Consider the following 15,581-nt stretch of genomic DNA (forward strand, 5'->3'; position numbering starts at 1 on the left):
GGGAAGAGTCTCGCCCCCCGAAAGGCCGCGTCGACCGGCACATGCCGGTACACCGTCGATCTCCGCGATTCCACAGTCTGTCCAGAAGAGAGATCCATGACCACCCATCATGATCTGCCCAGATTGGTGATTGTCGGCAGTGGTTCACTCGCCAGAGCGGTCTGCTACAGCCTCTCCGGCCTGATCGATGTGCAGGCCGAGGTCCTCGTCATCGCGCGAGACGGCAGGCAGGCCGCCGAGATCTCGCAGGTCTCAAATGTCCGGGCGGCCGTGTTGCGATCGCCCGTGCGCTTCACGCACGCGGCCGTGGACTTCGGCAGGGATGACGATCTCACGGAAGTCCTGGCCGCCAACCCTCCGACGGGCCTGCTGCTGTGCGCATCCCTCCAGTCTCCCTGGGAGTTCCGGTCCGCGCCCTCGGCGTGGAGCGACCTCCTCAAGCAGGCTGGGTTCGGCCTCTCTCTGACCTTCCACGCCGAGCTCGCAGTGGCTGTCGGGCGTGCGCTGCATGACGTCCGCCCGGAGGCGTTCTTCCTCAACGCGTGCTTCCCGGACGCCGTCAACCCCTTGCTTCGTGCCTGTGGTGTGCCCGTACTGGCCGGCGTCGGAAACGTCGCAGTTCTGGCGGCCGGCATCCAACAAGCGCTGAATCTGTGCGACCAGGAGGAGCTCGTCGTCCTCGGTCACCATCTGCACCTGCGTGCACCGGATGATTCCGCGGACGATGCCCTCGCCTGGCACGCCGGACAGCCCTTGACCGTCGGCACGCTGCTGAATTCACAGCGAGAAGTCCCTCGGCATGAGGCGAATCAGGTGACCGGACTTGTGACGGCACTGCTCTTGCGTGACATGGTGGCCGGACGACAGGTGAATACACACCTTCCCGGCCCGGCCGGACTCCCCGGCGGGTATCCCGTGACCATCAGCGCCGACCGGGTTTCCCTCAGGCTCCCCGCATTCATCGCGGATGCTGATGCGGTCGCCGCCAACCAGCGATGGGCTGTTCTCGACGGGGTGAAAATCGACGAGGGAAAAGTCCACTTCAGCCCGGCCACGGCGGATCGGCTGATCGCCCACCTTCCCGATATCGCCGCGGGGTTCGAGATCGCCGACCTGAGTTCGGCCGGCGTTCGTATGGCCGAACTCAGAACCCGGCTGCGGACTCTGCCGAGTACGTCTCCCTCCCTCTCCGTATAACGATCGAAAGGAACGGGTCGTTTATGAACTCCGAAGGACAACAGGCGACCAGAAAGAATCTTCTGCTCGACTATCCAGAGATGTTCCACCTAGCCGTGAAGGAAATCGTTGCCGACCCGGCACCGGTTCGCGTCCCGGGGCAGTTCACGCCTGGGTTTGCGCTTCCGGAACAGGACGACAACTACCGAAAGTTCGCCTCGGTTGCGACCGCGAGCTGGCATCGGCTCGGTGAGTACAGAGGCCGCCGGATTTCGCTGCTCGACCTGATGGAGAATCCCGGCACCCATACGACCAAGACGTTCCCTTCCCTCCTCATAGCCGCACGCGCGGTGGAATACATCCGACGAAGCGGCGAACGCATCGTCATCATGACACCAAGCTCCGCGAACAAAGGAACCGCCCTGCGGGACGCCGTACTTCGCGCCATCAACGCCGGTCTGGTGGAACCCGAACAGCTGCGTGTCGTCACGCTGTCCCCGCAGTCCTCCAGATACAAGCTGCGAAAGAGCGAGCTCACTCGTGATTCCGCCCTGCGCGAGCTGAATCCCATACTCCTCTATACCGGCGAGCGCAGCGAGGACGTCAAGCGCATCGGCCGCGCTTTCGTCGACGAGTACGCCAGTGAATTACAGAAACGCCACAAGCTCAACATCTGGTACTCGCTCGACATCCGCAACTATTTGGTCGCCGACGCCGCGCGCGCGTCTTTCGAGAACTCGGTGTCGCCGACGGCCGAGGCTGGAGCGCCTCGCTGGCACGCGCACGCCGTGTCAAGCGCTTACGGAATGCTCGGCTACCATGCCGGCCGACGAGTGCTCGAAGAGGCCGGCGTCGCCACGCCGGCGACCCGCCCCGGGACGCTCCTCGTACAGCACCTCGGAACCCCCGACATGGTGCTCAGTCTGCGGAACGGCGGCGACTTCTCTCGCTCTCGCCTGCCCGGTTACCGTCTGGATTCCGAATCCGGCCTGTACCGCCGAAACGGCGACGACCCGCACTACCCGCAGGTGACGCATGATCCCGAGGAGGTCCTCGACCCTACGTTCTACACGCATCGGCCCGTGACTTCACCGGACATGAACGAGGTCATCAAACAGTACGGGGGCGACGGAATCGTGGTCTCCCTCGAAGAGTGCCTGCAGCGGTACCCACAACTTCGCGGGTGGCTTTCGCGATCGTCCCGCCCGCTCCCAACCGATCTCCGTACGGTCCGGGAGTGGTCGACCATCATGGCGTTCACCGGCGCCCTGGCAGCCATCGAGCGAGAGATCGTTCCGGGGGACCGTGAGGTCGTTGTGCATGCCTCCGGCTGCTATACGACGGAGGATTTCGTGTCAGTGGACGAATCCGAAACCGTCCCGGTGCAATCGCCCTCTGCCGTCGCCAGGGCACTTGTGCAGGATGGCCTGCGTTGATGGCCTGGGGCTTGGCCATGCGGAGGGCGTTGGCCTGCTGGGGCCGACTTCACCGGCCGCGATGCCCCGGAATACCTCCTCGCGCTCGCCGCCGGTCCGATGCCTCTTCGCTTCGACTGCTGGTGCGGGGCCGACGTGCGCCGCCGCCCTGGCACGGAAACCGGCGAACGTGATGCGTCTACGCCCCAGGCGCCGCCTCATCGTGTCCGTCGCCGCCGATCAAGTTCGGCATAGCGCGCCCGCATTGCCCTACTGGCGGCCGGCCCGGCAGTGAACACGTACGCGCCGCTGTCGTCGAGGCTCTTCCCGGTGCGGGCGTCGACCACGACCGGCTCGACCTCCTGACCGGTCTCGGCCTCGACGAGGATCATGGACCGGTCCTGCTGGGCGAGATGCCGATTGCCCCAGGCGGCAAGGGAGACGATCACTGGTCGCAGGGACCGCCCTCGCTCGGTGAGAACGTACTCGTGGCGGACAGGGTTCGACTGGTAGGGCCGCCGTTCCAGCAGGCCGTCGCCGACCAGGGTTTTCAGGCGCGAGGTGAGCATGCTGGTCGAAATGCCCAGGCTCTGCTGGAACTGATCGAAGCGCGTATAGCCGTCGAAGGCGTCATGGAGGATCAGCAGGGTCCACCACTCGCCGACGTGCTGCACCGTGGTCGACAGCGGACACGTCCGGTCCTCCAGCCGGATTCGGCTCGGCATGGCTCCCTCCTTACCGTGGTTACTGCTAAAGTAGAAGTCACTTCCTTCTACTTTAGCAGTTGTCAAGAGCGTGCCCTGTATGCCGAGGAGACATGAAAACCTGGTTCATCACCGGCGGGACCCCGGGCGGTTTCGGCCCGGCCTACGCCGATGTCGCCCTGGAGCGCGGCGACAATGTCGTTCTCACCGCCCGCCGCCCGCATCTGCTCGACGAGTGGGCCGGTTCCCACGGTGACAGAGTGCTCGTCCTGCCTCTGGACGTCACCGACACCCGACAGACCCGGGAGGCCGTTCAGGCGGCCGAGGAGCGCTTCGGAGGCATCGACGTCCTGGTCAACAACGCAGGCCGGGGCTGGTACGGCTCTGTCGAAGGCGCGGCCGACGCCGACGTCCGGCGGTCCCTCGATCTGAACTTCTTCTCCGTCATCGGGCTCCTGCGCGCCGTCCTCCCCGGCATGCGAGCCCGTGGCAGCGGATGGATCATCAACATGTCCTCGGTCGCCGGCCGACGGGGCGTGCCCGGCTTCGGCTACTACAGCGCCGCGAAGTTCGCCGTCGAGGGCCTCACCGAGGTACTGCGGCACGAAGTAGCCCCCTTCGGCATCAACGTCATTGCCGTTGAACCAGGCGCGTTCCGTACTCGTGCGTACTCCGGCTTCGCCGACGAGCCGGTGTCCGAGACCGTCGACGCCTACCTGCCGCTTGTCGAGTCCGTGCGCGCCTCCATGGTCGACCAGGACGGCCGGCAACCCGGCGACCCCTACCGAGGAGTGCGGGCCGTCGTGAACGCAATGGATCAGGACAGGCCTCCCAGTCGGCTGGTTCTGGGCGCGTCCGGCTACGACGCCGTCCACAACCAGTTGGAAGGCATGATCGAGGAACTGCGCGCCTACGAAAACGCGTCGCGCAGCGCGGACTTCCCCCCCATGCCGTAGCTTCGGCTCGCCGAGCAGGCCGCGCGCCGCTACGTCGCAGGAGTGCTCCGCTCAAGTGCGAGATCAGTCCTCGTCCTGGACGGCGCCCGGGTCGAGGAATGGGCGCAGGCCCCTGCCGGGTCCGCCAGCCTTGATTGCGACCGGGTGGGCGAGGGACGGGCCTACCGCTCCCACAAGCGCCGCCGCCAGGACTTCAGGGGCGCGACGTCGCGTTCGACCGGTGCCCGTGCCGTTGCCGGGGCACGGTTGACGGTCTTCTTGGTGAGGGCGGGTTCCCGCAGGGGCTTGTGTTCGATGCCTGTGGTCACCCAGCGGCCGCCCGCCCCGGCGGGCGGGGTCGGCCAGGACAGGGACGCCCTGGCGCTCGCGGATGATCCGGTGTGTGCGGGCCGCGGTGGAGGTCGTGAGTCCGGCCCGGCAACGCGGGTGAGAGCCACAGCAGCCGGCCGCCCGCCTGACTTCCGCAGTTGGTGGGCATGCAAGGGTGTCGAATCGGTGGTCTGAGCTGCGGAAATGCCAAGGGTGCGAACGTGCGGGCGTGTGCCCACGCGGTTGTGTTCTTGGCTGGTCAGGACGGGTCTGCGGCGGTGATCCTGGGGGGCGGCTTGATGCCGCAGTCGCGGTAGAGGGCGGCCTGCTCGGGGGTGAGCGGGGTGGTCTGGGTGATCTGTCCGGCGTCGCCGGTGAGGGTGACTTCGTGGACGCGGCCGAGTTGGGTGCTGATCCGGTTCCAGGTCTGGCCGGTGCGGCGTTCGGCGACGCGGATCAGCAGCAGGGCGAGCCAGCACAGCAGTACGTGGGCGCGGATCCGGTGTTCGAGGCGGTGGAAGACCGGCCGTAGTTCCAGCACCGTTTTCAGATCGCGGAATCCGCGCTCGGCTTCCAGGAGAGCCTTGTAGCCGACCGCGATCTCTTCGGCACTCAGGTGCGGGTCGGAGCTGGTCAGCAGGTACTTTCCGTCGAGACGCTCCTCGGCTTTGACCTTGGCGCGGTCGATGGCCAGTCGTCCGTTCTTCGAGGTCCTCAACCACCGCTTCAAGGTGGGGTGTTCGATCAGTGCGCACTCGGCGCGCACGTGGGCGGCTTCTGCCCGCTCTCGCGCCTTGGGGGTCGTCGCGCGCTTGGCGTCGCGCTCACGCTGGGCCCGGATCCGCTCGAGTTCGGCTTCGATCCGCTTGATGGCTTCTTCACGGTGGTGGCGATCGCGCTCTTCCTGGGCGGGGTTGTGGCAGATGACGAAGCGCCGGCCCGGGGCTTGATCGAGTTTGACTTCTTTGACACGCAGGTTGTCACGGACCTGCTGGTAGCGGCCCTGGCGGGCGAGTGCCGCCTCGGCCAGGTCGCCTCCGTCACGCATGCGCATCCCGGCGATGTGGTGGCCACCGGCGCGGGTGAGGTAGGCCAGGTTGTCCGCGCAGGAGAAGCCGCGGTCGACGACAGTGATCACGCGGCCGAGTTTCCAGTCGCGCATGTCGTCCTTGACCTGCGGCAGGATCGCCTGGTCGCTGGTGCCGCCGGGCCATACCCAGCAGCGGACGGGGACGCCCTCCTTGGTGACGGCCAGCCCGATGGTGATCTGTGGCAGGTCGTCACGGTGGTCCTTGCTCTTGCCGTATGTACGGAACGGCGTCTCGCCGGCGTCGGGCTCGTCGCGTTCGAAGTAGGTGTTCGTGGTGTCGAAGAACAGCAGGTCGACCTCGAGGTTGAGGAGGTTGGCGACCGCGAAGAACACCGCTTCCTGCACTTCAGCCTGGGCGTCGGCCTCCACCAGCAGGTCCATGGCCCGGTAGGCCTGGTCCTCGTCCATCGCCTGAAGGCCGGGTATCACCGCGTCGCGGCCGGCCCACTCGGCCGCCGACAGCTTGGAGGCCGGAGCGATGGCCCGGTTGGCGACCAGCGCGAACAGCACCCGCTCGACGTCGGTACGGAACCGCCGCGCGCCGAGGATCCTGGCGAGCGCGCTGTCGATCTCCAGATGCCGCCACAGCCCCTCCAGCAGCCAGACCGCCCCCAGCGGGCGCGAACCGGTCACTTCCAGGCCGCCGCCGGCCGCCGAAGCTGCCGCGTCGGCACCGTCCTCGCCGAGGTAACGGTTGATCGAGGCCACCAGGCGGCGCAGGCCGTCGGTGTCGAGCCGGTCCTCGCGGCCGAAGTTGTGCAGCACCTCGGCCTGCGTGGTCCCGTCCACCCGCCGGTTGTGGGCCAGTTGCACGTAGCGGACCGTCGTGCCGTTCTTGTTCTTCCGCTGGGTGGTCCGCAAGTACATGCCCACAGCATGAACGATCACAGCAGGGAGATCAATACCTGATCATATAGGCGTGTGCCCACGCACTTTCGGCGCAGCACACGCCTCGCGGCACCGTGACCAGCGCGGACACCGTTCGACAGACCCGATCGTGCCCACGAACTGCGGAACTCAGGGCCCGGATCGGTGGCCTCCTGCACGCTGACGCCATGCCGGATCTTCCGCAGACCCCGACACAGCCCAAACCGCATGACATCAATCGCCAAAACGGTCCTCACCCTGAAGCGGCAACGCTGAAGAAGCTCACTGTTTGCTGGTGGCCTTCTCGCCCTTGGGGCCGACAGCGAACCATTTCCCGTCCACGCCCTGACCGTTCAGGTCGCCGGGCTTGCTGTCTCCCGTGTACCGGTAGATCGGATGACCACCGACCGTGACCTGGACCTGGCCGTTCTGGCGGCGGATGGCTCCGACCTCGTCGGGATCCACTCCCGCCATGTACACCTTCCCGCCCTCCTCCACCGTCACCGGCGGCCACTTGACCGCGCACGCCCCGTTACAGGCCGACTGGGCCGAAGACGTCGAGTCACCGTCGAAGCGGTACAGCGCAGCCTGGTTGATGTTGATCAAATGCTGCGCGGGCAACTGGTCGCTGGTGACGGCCGACAGCTGGACCCACCGCGGCGGAGCCTCCTGAACCGCCACACCCACGACCGTTCCCCCGTTGCCGTGCAGACCCGCCTGCTCCGCCGTCGAGTCCACCACCTGCAGCCCCGCGTTACCCGGCCCCGCTGCCGCAGACGATCCGGCCGATCCGGCGCCGGACGATGACACCGACGTGGCCGGGGCCGACGGCGGCGACGACTGTGACGCGTTCCCGATCTGGATCGTCTTGCCGCATCCCGACAGCACGGCCATACAGCACACGGCCAGCACGGGAACAGCAACAGCATCACGGAGCGCCTTGCCCGACGCCCTGTCCGGGAGCAGCAGGCGGGTGAAAAACGTCATGCCCGCAACACGAGACAGCCACCCCCCGGGGTTCAACGACCCGCGAACCTTCGCAGACCGCGCCTGCCCCGGCCGGCCGGTGAACGATCCGGGACCGCAGCCCCGTGTCCCCGGTGCGTGCTGGCTCCCGCCGCCGGTGAGATGCGCGACGAGCCTTTTCCAACGGGTGGCATGTCCGCGGCCCGCGTGCGGGCCGTCGGGTCGTAGGGCGACACGACTGCGACGGCCGGGGGCGGCAGCCCCGGAGCCGGAGCCGGAGCCGGAGCCGGAGCCGGAGCCGGTTGCTGTGACGGTGGGCCCGGGTGCGGGCGGGATGCGGGTGGTGCCCGATCGCGTCGAGGGGATGGGGCTTCAGGCCCTGACCTCGGATTACCGCCGGATCATGGAGATCGTGGCGGGGGCGGACGGTCCGGTGACGGCCAAGGACGTCGCCCTCGCGCTGGGCCGGGAGACGACTCCGGCGAAGATCGAGCCGGTCCGGGGCCAGCTGCGCAGACTCTCCGACCGGGGCTGGCTCGTCCGCACCGCATCGGGCCGCTACCGACCATGCTGACCAGCGGTGTCGGCGGCCGGACGGGCCGATTCCTGCCGTAACGCGAGGGCCCCCGGCGGGAGTTGGTTGATGTGTGACGAAAAACCAGCCCGCCGAGGGCGCTCAGGAAGTTGTCTACCAGGTCCGCCTCCCGCTGTCGAAGCGGACCATCGACCTCGTCGCCGGCCTGATACGCCGGCGCCGGAACCAGATGCGCTCGCCCTGGCGCAAGGCCGAACCCGGCCTGCAGGCCGTCATCGTGCTCGCCGTCCTGCGTCACGACCAGCGCCTGGCCGACATGGCCGGCGGCAACGGTGTCGGGGAGTCCACCGTCCGCCGCTGGGTGAAGGAAGTCGTGAAGCTGCTGGCCGCCCGGTCCCCGCGCCTGGACCGGGCGTTGAAGAAGACCGCCCGCAGCGGCGGGGTCGTGGTCCTCCTCGACGGCACCCTGATCCGCACCCACCGCCGCACCGGGAAGGACGACCGGAAGAACTACTCAGGCAAGCACAAGGCCCATGGCCTGCTGTTTCTCGCACTGACCGATGAGAAGGGCAACCTGATCTGGATCTCCGCGGCCAGGCCCGGCCGGTCCAGCGAGATCACCACCGCCCGCCACAACAAGATCACCGAACACCTGCGGGAAGCCGGCCTCGGCGCCCTGGCCGACATCGGCTTCGTCGGCCTCGACGACAAACCCGACGACGACCCGGTGATCATCACCGGCCGCAAGGCCACCCGCAACCACCAGCTGACCGCCGCCGAGAAGGAAGCGAACCGCCTGGTCAGCCGCGAACGCGCCGCCAACGAACACGGCTTCGCGAACCTCAGGAACTGGCGGATCCTGACCAAGCTCCGCACCGACACCCGGCAGGCCACCACGCTCCTGCGGGCCCTGCTCGTCCTGGCGAACAGCGAAGTACAGCGGTAACGAGACGGGGCGGACGATCTCGCCCCGACGATCACGCCACCTGCCAGCGTGAGGGCCTCATCGACACATCACACCAGCCCCACTGAACTGCGGAAACGAGCTTGGCGGAGTCTCACGGGGAGATCTCCGCTCATCTCGCCGAGGTCTACGGGGCGGAGGTGTCCAAGCAGACCATCTCCACCATCACCGACAAGGTCATGGACGGCATGGCCGAATGGCAGAACCGGCCACTCGACCGCGTCTACCCCGTTCTGTTCGTGGACGCCATCAACGTCAAGATCAGGGATGGGAAGGTCGCGAACCGCCCGATATACGTGGTGATGGCGGTGACCGTGGACGGCACTCGCGACATCCTCGGCATCTGGGCCGGCGACGGCGGCGAGGGCGCCAAGTACTGGCTGCATGTGTTCACCGAGCTGAAGAACCGCGGCCTGGACGACGTACTGATGCTGGTCTGTGACGGGCTCAAGGGCCTGCCCGAGGCCGTGGAGACCGTCTGGCCCCGCACGATTGTCCAGACGTGCGTGGTTCACCTGCTGCGCAACTCGTTCCGTTACGCGGCTCGCCAGGACTGGGACAAGGTCGCCAAGGCGCTCAGGCCCGTCTACACCGCCCCCAGCGAGGACGCGGCGACGGAACGGTTCGGGGAGTTCCAGGAAGCCTGGGGCCGGAAGTATCCGGCGATCATCAAGCTGTGGGAGAACGCCTGGGCCGAGTTCGTCCCCTTCCTCTCCTTCGACGTCGAGATCCGCAAGGTCATCTGCAGCACGAACGCGATCGAGAGCGTCAATGCCCGCATCCGCAGGGCCGTCCGCGCTCGCGGTCACTTCCCCAACGAGGCCGCCGCGTTGAAGTGCATCTACATGGCCCTGATGAGCCTGGACCCGACCGGCAAGGGCCGCAAGCGGTGGACCATGCGCTGGAAGGCGCCCCTGAACGCCTTCCAGATCGCCTTCGAAGGCCGCCTGACCCCGAACAACAACTGACACCTCAACAACCAAGATCAGCCGTTAAGTTGACACGCCCACCCCGGCAGACTCCTCAGCCTCCCGGACGTCCGCGTGTCTCTTCTCATCACAGTTATGGAGCCGTGCATGGTGCTGGGCGCAGCGCATTCGCATCTGTCTCCAGCCACCGCAGTAGGTCCGGATCGTGATCGGCGGGGTTCAGCGATCCGATCACGGAACTCGTGATCTTCTCCAGGACGCCGGGGCCTTGACGCACCACCTCATGTGCCATGGGGGTCAGTTGGATATCGGGCGTGCGACGGTCCCGTTCGCTGACCTGGAGAGTGATGAAATTTCGGTTGTGGAGGCGAGAGAGAAGTCGACTGGTGGCGGAGGAACTCAGACCGATCGACCGGGCAACGGCGCGTACCTGGTATTCAGTGGTCGTTGCGCCCCCTTCGAGCGCAGCGAGAGCGTAGTACTCACGAGTGCTGATCCCGAATTCTCTCTGCAGTTTCCTTTCGATCCGTGACGCGACCTGCTGGTGCAGGCCATCGAGGATTCTCCAGCGTCGGCTGAGCGATGTGGATGCGTTCATGGTGCTCCTGACTGGACAGAAGAGGAACGGGCCGGTACGGAGTCGCGGCTTCTCCTCGCAGAACTCTCGGTGGGGAGGACCGCAAAGCACAGCAACGCGTGACACGGGGCTACGATCCAGCGAATTTGGCGTGGCAGGCAGGTTGGCGCGGTTGCCCTGACGATAACCTCTCGTAGCCCATGCCGTGGTGCGGGGAAACACAGACGGATTCACTGTCCGGGAGAGCGCTGTTTCGTCGACAGCAGCTGGCAGCGTCATGGTGTGAAGGCCCTGCTTCTGTGCTGCACCGGCGGTTCGTTCATCGGGGCGTGACTCGCTGGCCTCTAAATCGTCCGGTTCTCGGTCTAGGAGCACCGATCCTAGACCGAGAACCAGTGCCGAAAGAGGGAATCTTTTCCATCTTCAGCCTGAGGTGGCGTGATGCAGGCACGGTATTTCTTGTGGGCAGGGCAGGGGACGCCGGCCTAGAGCGTCGATGGCGCCGTTCTCGCGGGCTGTCCGGACGTCGTGGACGGCTCCGGGCAAGGCGGGTGACGCCCACAGCAGACGGCTGGCAGGACCGTCGATAACCTGCACGGTCATCCCCTGTTCTGGGTGCTTGCCGGAATACGAGGGCTGATCTGCGGCGCTCCGGTCAGTGGGCAGGAGGGTGCCGTTCAGCAGGACGTATGCCTTTGCCGAAGCCGTCCGGGCTGCCTCGGCCAGGACCGGGGCGAGTGAGGCCGGGAGGGTCGACGGCTTCGGTGACATAGCGGTAGGCGGTGGTGGTGCCGAACCCGGTCGCGAGCTGAGGGTAGGGGTGGCCGTTGCGGAGGTGGGCGAGGGTGAGCAGGGTCTGTCGGCCAGTGTTCAGGCGCCGGCGGGTGCCCTGCACGCGGCGGTGTTCCCACAGTGGAGTGGTGAGGAAGCACGGTGCAAATCCGGCCCGGACGGGTAGAAAAACACACGAAGCCACTGGTAGAGACTTCACCTTGGTCGAAAACGCCTCTGTTAAGGGCTTCACCACTCTGCCAGCCCAACTGCCCGATCGCTCAGTCAGGTTGGAAAAGGCGCAGTGACGCACTCCTCCTGCCAGTTTTGACCACAGGGGGCTTGATTATTCCCGGTGCGGGAGAAGTACCACGATGTAGCCACTGCGGCTAGTTGGCGGGCAGGTGCTTCCGTGGTGCTGCTCTGGATACTCAGGCTGCTTCAGCCCTGGACCGTCGGGCGGATGGACATCTCGCCGATTTCGACATCGTGGGGTTGTTCGATGGCGAACGCAATTGCACGGGCTATGGCATCGGGTGACAGTCCGAACTCGTCCATGCCTCGACGAATTTCCTTGCGGATATCAGGGTCGTCGATACCCACGTCGAGTTCGGTCCTGACGTATCCCGGAGATATCTGTGTCTGGCGAATTACGCCATCGGTCGACTCTTTTCGCAGGGTCTCGAGGATGGCGCGAACGGCGTTTTTAGTCCCGGCATACACAGCCATGGTCGGTGCGTAGCCCAGCCCTGCCGTGGAGACCGTTGTCACGAAGTGTCCCTGGCCCTGTCGGCGGAACGCCGGCAGGGCTGCGGCAATCCCGTGGAGTACGCCTCGAAGGTTCACGTCGATCATTGCGTCCCAGGCGTCAATGTCGATTTGGGTCATCGGGCCGAGCTTGCTCACGCCAGCGTTGTTGACCATGACGTCGAGCCTCCCGTACTCCTCTACAGCAGCCGCTACGAATTGCTGTAGATCCTCGCGGTTGGTGACGTCGACCTTGCAGGTGAGCGCGGTGCCGCCAGCTTGCCGGATGGACTCGGCAAGCTCGTCGAGCCGCGCGGTGCGTCGGGCGCCCAGTACAACCGTTGCGCCGCGTTCGGCCAACAGGCGGGCCGTCGCCTCGCCGATACCAGCGCTCGCGCCGGTGATCGCAACGACCTTGTCGTAGGAGGAAGGCATGACACTCCTCTCGCGTACTGTGGACATGTGTCCGCTTCAGTTCCCGTTGCGGACACGTGTCCGCTACGGTTCTCCGACCGTAGCGGACACGTGTCCGCTGTGCCAGTCCTTGCCGCCGAGGAGGCATGATGGCCGCTTCCCGCCGCCCCGACGCCGCCGAATACCGGGCCCGTATCATCGGGGCCGCGCGGGAAGTGATCGCTGACTCTGACGACGTGAAACTCAACGCCATTGCCAAGCGCGCGGGTGTAGGTCAGGGCACCCTCTATCGCCACTTCCCCACCCGCGAGGCTCTTCTGGCCGAGGTGTACCGCTACGAAGTCGAAGAACTGGTAGCGACTGCACCGGTACTTCTCGCCGAGCACGAACCCGTCAGGGCGCTGGCCCTGTGGCTTGACCGGGTCGCCGAGTACTCGCAAGTCAAGCGTGGAGTATTCGATGCGCTGGAGGTCGGGGTGTGGCAGCACCTCAGCGAACACAGCCTTGGGCCCATCGGCGACGCGCTGACCACGCTGCTCGACGCCGGCAAGTCTCGGGGAGCCATTCGGCACGATGTCGATGCCCGTGACGTCATCCTGCTACTCGGCTATCTGGCGCGCATCGACTCCAGCGAGTGGAACGAGCGGGCTCACCGTCTGCTCGTCGTCATTCTCGACGGGCTGCGCAGACACGACTGACTTGTACCTCTCAGACTCTGATCGTTTCACGTCTGCAGATGCAGTACCTCTCGCTTCTGGTGGCGATGCAGGTAGTCCCCTGACGTCCAACTGGGCAGCCGCAAAGGCACTTGCTCCGGGGGCCCCGGACTCCGCCGCGATCGCGTTCCATGAAGTGGTGTAGCCGGACCGAGTCCTGGAACGCGCGGGTGTCTGCCCGGGGCGTGCATCCGTTGGCGGTGCATGCTCCCTGAACATGGGCAGGCCATCGCGCAAGTCTCCCTGGTGAACGGGCAGTTCGACCGGAGGAGCACGCGATGGCCTTGTCCCAGTCTGAGCTGATGCGGCTGCTTGAGTCACTACGTCGGGCCGATGGAGTTGAAGCAATCAGGGTGGTGTGCGAGCGCATTCTGCAGGAGCTGATCGAGGCCGAGGCCACCGAGGTGATCGGTGCCGCGCCGCGTGAACACTCCGAGGCGCGCACGACCTGGCGCAACGGCCACCGGGAGAGGCTGCTGACCACGCAGGCCGGCGACCTGGACCTGAAGATCCCGAAGGTGCGGAGCGGGTCGGTTCACTCTCTGCGGGCGGCGGAGGTTGCCGCTGATCTTGCTGGTCATTACGTCGCAGGCGGGGTGGTCGCGGCAGGGCATCCGGTACTCGGTTGGGATCGCACCCCCGAACCACCAGCAGGCCTTGCCGCCATGCCCCAGCCTTCACTTGATCGCACGAATCCTGTTCGGCGAGTGATCGACAGACGGATGGCGTCTCAACGAAACTGCCCAGAGCGGAAACTTCAAGCTCAGAGATAGTGGGTGAGCTCGGCGAGAGCCCTCTCAATCTCACCGAATGCGTCGACAGCGGCGTAATCGGCCGCCAAGCGCCGGGCGTTATTCCGGTAGGACGCGGTAGCTACGACCTCCTCGACGGCCTTGCGTATCTCGGCGGGAGCCGCCCGTTGGCTGGCGAGATTCACGGCCGCACCGGTGGCGGCCAGTCTCACATTGCTCTCCAGTTTCTCCTCGCTGAGACCCGCGGCCACCATCGGCACGCCATTGCGCAGAGACTGCTGAACGGCGCCGAAGCCGCCGTTCGTCACGAAGACGTCCGCGTGCGGCAGCAGCTCGTCGAATGGCACAAACTCCGTCACACGTGCGTTGGCCGGCACGTTGCGGACTTCCCCCGGGCGGCCAGTGGCCGCAATCACCAGGCCGGGGAAGCTTGCCAGGCCGTCCAAAGCCGGCTCGATCAGCTCACCAAAGTCTTGGTTGGCGATCGTGCCCTGGGTTACCACTACGACGCGCTCGGCGGCCTCCACCTCCGGCCACCACTCCGGGAGCTCACCCCCGGCGTCGGCCGGGGGTAGCGTTCCGATGAAGCGCACATGCGCAGGGGTGTCGCTGCGCATGTAGCTGAGTTCCTCCACGGACATCTGGAGAAACAGGTCCGCATTGAGAACAGGGGAGTCCAGGAAGAAGGGAATTTCGGCGGCAGTGACACCGAGCTCAGCAAGGGTCTGCTCGAAAAGTCCCTGCGCGGGTCCGAGCAGTTGCTCCTGCATGAAGGCGTTCGCTTCCCGGTGGCGTGCACGGCCTTCTTCGCTGCTGTCCGGTGCCAGACCCATGCCGAACGGTGCCGTGTCGACGCTCGACAGTGTGAAGGCGACGGGGCCGAGTCCGATCGTGGCCGCCGGGCGCGGCCCAGGAGCCCCAAGCAAGGAGGGCGCCGCACCAAGGAATGCCGTCTCGTATATCAAGACCACCGGTTCGTCCCCGGCTTCCGCGAGGATGCGCTGGACATCGCGGAACTGAGGTGCCACCGCCTTGACGAAAATGTTACGCATATCCCACGCGAACCGCTCTGGTCCTGCGGGTATCGCCAGCCGCTCCGGCTCGGCGTGCGCCTGCTCCACGTCGATCCCGGCTTCCCCGGTGAACGCCTCGTACCGGACATTCTCACCTGCCATCGGGCGGAACTGCTCATGACTCAGCAACGTCACGTCATGCCCACGGCCGGCCAGAAACGCAGCTACTCGCTTCAGCGGGGCGAAGTGCCCGTAAACCGGTGAAGCGGCCACCAGAATCCTGCTCAAGCAACGCTCCTCGTCCAAGCGACGGCGGGCGGACCTTTGCAAGACGCCCGAGTGTCTAGTGTCTAGTCAAGACACGAAGGAGGACCTCGAAAGAGTTCACCAGCATGGCGGACTCTCAAACGAGAGGTGGTCACCAGCCCGCTGCAGTTGTCGGTGACGACCAGCTGCGCGTTGTCCAGGCTGCGGGCCGTAAGAGCTCGTAACACGATCATGTGACTCAGCCCGGGTAGTCGTGTCGTGGTGGAGCGTGGGAGCGTGGCCCTGGATCGTGGGCTATGGCCTGTGTGGGGAAGCGGGACTGGATGTTGTCGGCAACGGCTGAATTTGGGTTCTGGATCACTTTTGGTGCTGGCTCGGCCGAAGGTCACCGTCCGTGCCGGACGCGGCTCCTG

At 66.1% G+C, this 15,581-nt stretch carries 12 protein-coding genes and 5 pseudogenes; 9 read left to right on the top strand and 8 right to left on the bottom strand.

All coding sequences use genetic code 11. From position 1 onward, the window contains the following. Positions 1-96 precede the first annotated feature (96 nt). Together IEZ11_RS47425 and IEZ11_RS47430 are read left to right on the top strand one after the other, a co-directional pair. Entirely contained in the window at positions 97-1,197 is a 1,101-nt protein-coding gene (locus tag IEZ11_RS47425; RefSeq protein ID WP_189269318.1) for a potassium transporter TrkA, read from the top strand. 23 nt (positions 1,198-1,220) lie between these two features. Continuing rightward, complete coding sequence (locus tag IEZ11_RS47430; protein ID WP_189269319.1) at positions 1,221-2,612, top strand: DUF6002 family protein; 1,392 nt, start codon at positions 1,221-1,223, stop codon at positions 2,610-2,612. 197 nt (positions 2,613-2,809) lie between these two features. On the opposite strand, the gene IEZ11_RS47435 is transcribed toward IEZ11_RS47430, so the two are convergent. Then, positions 2,810-3,316 (bottom strand): winged helix-turn-helix transcriptional regulator, encoded by a 507-nt coding sequence (locus IEZ11_RS47435; RefSeq protein ID WP_189269320.1) that lies wholly within the window; start codon positions 3,314-3,316, stop codon positions 2,810-2,812. Between the two features lie 92 nt (positions 3,317-3,408). Here IEZ11_RS47435 and IEZ11_RS47440 point away from each other — a divergent pair, with 92 nt between their 5' ends. Then, positions 3,409-4,251 carry an SDR family NAD(P)-dependent oxidoreductase gene (locus IEZ11_RS47440; protein WP_189269321.1) on the top strand — a complete coding sequence of 281 codons (843 nt, stop codon included), beginning with the start codon at positions 3,409-3,411 and terminating at the stop codon, positions 4,249-4,251. A gap of 182 nt (positions 4,252-4,433) precedes the next feature. On the opposite strand, the pseudogene IEZ11_RS47445 reads toward IEZ11_RS47440, so the two are convergent. Together IEZ11_RS47445 and IEZ11_RS47450 are read right to left on the bottom strand one after the other, a co-directional pair. Further along, positions 4,434-4,702: pseudogene (locus IEZ11_RS47445) on the bottom strand (transposase family protein); the annotation flags it as partial. Positions 4,703-4,819: 117 nt separating this feature from the next. Beyond that, positions 4,820-6,517, bottom strand: a complete 1,698-nt coding sequence (locus IEZ11_RS47450) for an IS1634 family transposase (RefSeq protein WP_189269322.1) — start codon at positions 6,515-6,517, stop codon at positions 4,820-4,822. A 192-nt stretch (positions 6,518-6,709) separates the two neighbouring features. On the opposite strand from IEZ11_RS47450, the pseudogene IEZ11_RS47455 reads away from it, so the two are divergent. Next, positions 6,710-6,793, top strand: a pseudogene (locus tag IEZ11_RS47455) (IS5/IS1182 family transposase); the annotation flags it as partial. A 6-nt stretch (positions 6,794-6,799) separates the two neighbouring features. On the opposite strand, the gene IEZ11_RS47460 reads toward IEZ11_RS47455, so the two are convergent. Beyond that, positions 6,800-7,411 carry a COG4315 family predicted lipoprotein gene (locus IEZ11_RS47460; RefSeq protein WP_229713859.1) on the bottom strand — a complete coding sequence of 204 codons (612 nt, stop codon included), beginning with the start codon at positions 7,409-7,411 and terminating at the stop codon, positions 6,800-6,802. Between the two features lie 436 nt (positions 7,412-7,847). Between IEZ11_RS47460 and IEZ11_RS47465 the strand changes: the two genes are divergently transcribed. From IEZ11_RS47465 to IEZ11_RS47475, 3 genes and pseudogenes are all read left to right on the top strand, one after another. Continuing rightward, positions 7,848-8,057 carry a type IV toxin-antitoxin system AbiEi family antitoxin domain-containing protein gene (locus tag IEZ11_RS47465; RefSeq protein ID WP_189269323.1) on the top strand — a complete coding sequence of 70 codons (210 nt, stop codon included), beginning with the start codon at positions 7,848-7,850 and terminating at the stop codon, positions 8,055-8,057. A 73-nt stretch (positions 8,058-8,130) separates the two neighbouring features. Continuing rightward, positions 8,131-8,964 carry a transposase family protein gene (locus IEZ11_RS47470; protein ID WP_189269324.1) on the top strand — a complete coding sequence of 278 codons (834 nt, stop codon included), beginning with the start codon at positions 8,131-8,133 and terminating at the stop codon, positions 8,962-8,964. 116 nt (positions 8,965-9,080) lie between these two features. Continuing rightward, positions 9,081-9,950 (top strand): annotated as a pseudogene (locus IEZ11_RS47475) (IS256 family transposase); the annotation flags it as partial. A 94-nt stretch (positions 9,951-10,044) separates the two neighbouring features. On the opposite strand, the gene IEZ11_RS47480 reads toward IEZ11_RS47475, so the two are convergent. From IEZ11_RS47480 to IEZ11_RS47490, 3 genes and pseudogenes are all read right to left on the bottom strand, one after another. Then, the gene (locus tag IEZ11_RS47480) at positions 10,045-10,509 is read right to left on the bottom strand and encodes a MarR family winged helix-turn-helix transcriptional regulator (protein ID WP_189269325.1); all 465 of its coding nucleotides are present in this window, start codon (positions 10,507-10,509) and stop codon (positions 10,045-10,047) included. Between the two features lie 444 nt (positions 10,510-10,953). Then, a pseudogene (locus tag IEZ11_RS47485) lies at positions 10,954-11,454 on the bottom strand (transposase family protein); the annotation flags it as partial. A gap of 246 nt (positions 11,455-11,700) precedes the next feature. Next, complete coding sequence (locus tag IEZ11_RS47490; RefSeq protein WP_189269326.1) at positions 11,701-12,441, bottom strand: SDR family oxidoreductase; 741 nt, start codon at positions 12,439-12,441, stop codon at positions 11,701-11,703. A gap of 128 nt (positions 12,442-12,569) precedes the next feature. On the opposite strand from IEZ11_RS47490, the gene IEZ11_RS47495 reads away from it, so the two are divergent. After that, a complete protein-coding gene (locus tag IEZ11_RS47495; RefSeq protein ID WP_308426601.1) occupies positions 12,570-13,118 on the top strand; it encodes a TetR/AcrR family transcriptional regulator in 549 nt (182 codons plus the stop codon). Between the two features lie 296 nt (positions 13,119-13,414). Continuing rightward, a pseudogene (locus IEZ11_RS52800) lies at positions 13,415-13,669 on the top strand (transposase); the annotation flags it as partial. A 230-nt stretch (positions 13,670-13,899) separates the two neighbouring features. Here the strand turns inward: IEZ11_RS52800 and IEZ11_RS47505 are convergent. Further along, positions 13,900-15,189, bottom strand: coding sequence for a nucleotide disphospho-sugar-binding domain-containing protein (locus IEZ11_RS47505; RefSeq protein ID WP_189269328.1), 1,290 nt, complete (start codon positions 15,187-15,189; stop codon positions 13,900-13,902). Positions 15,190-15,581 lie beyond the last annotated feature (392 nt).

Origin of the sequence: Streptomyces fuscichromogenes (assembly GCF_014645815.1) — a bacterium.
Classification (GTDB): Bacteria; Actinomycetota; Actinomycetes; order Streptomycetales; family Streptomycetaceae; genus Streptomyces; species Streptomyces fuscichromogenes.

Excerpts from the sequence above, each read along its gene's own strand:
- IEZ11_RS47430 (WP_189269319.1), top strand. The coding sequence starts at position 1,221 with ATGAACTCCGAAGGACAACAGGCGACCAGAAAGAATCTTCTGCTCGAC.
- IEZ11_RS47440 (WP_189269321.1), top strand. The coding sequence starts at position 3,409 with ATGAAAACCTGGTTCATCACCGGCGGGACCCCGGGCGGTTTCGGCCCG.
- IEZ11_RS47465 (WP_189269323.1), top strand. The coding sequence starts at position 7,848 with ATGGGGCTTCAGGCCCTGACCTCGGATTACCGCCGGATCATGGAGATC.
- IEZ11_RS47460 (WP_229713859.1), bottom strand. The coding sequence starts at position 7,411 with ATGGCCGTGCTGTCGGGATGCGGCAAGACGATCCAGATCGGGAACGCG.
- IEZ11_RS47425 (WP_189269318.1), top strand. The coding sequence starts at position 97 with ATGACCACCCATCATGATCTGCCCAGATTGGTGATTGTCGGCAGTGGT.
- IEZ11_RS47450 (WP_189269322.1), bottom strand. The coding sequence starts at position 6,517 with ATGTACTTGCGGACCACCCAGCGGAAGAACAAGAACGGCACGACGGTC.
- IEZ11_RS47490 (WP_189269326.1), bottom strand. The coding sequence starts at position 12,441 with ATGCCTTCCTCCTACGACAAGGTCGTTGCGATCACCGGCGCGAGCGCT.
- IEZ11_RS47495 (WP_308426601.1), top strand. The coding sequence starts at position 12,570 with ATGGCCGCTTCCCGCCGCCCCGACGCCGCCGAATACCGGGCCCGTATC.
- IEZ11_RS47435 (WP_189269320.1), bottom strand. The coding sequence starts at position 3,316 with ATGCCGAGCCGAATCCGGCTGGAGGACCGGACGTGTCCGCTGTCGACC.
- IEZ11_RS47480 (WP_189269325.1), bottom strand. The coding sequence starts at position 10,509 with ATGAACGCATCCACATCGCTCAGCCGACGCTGGAGAATCCTCGATGGC.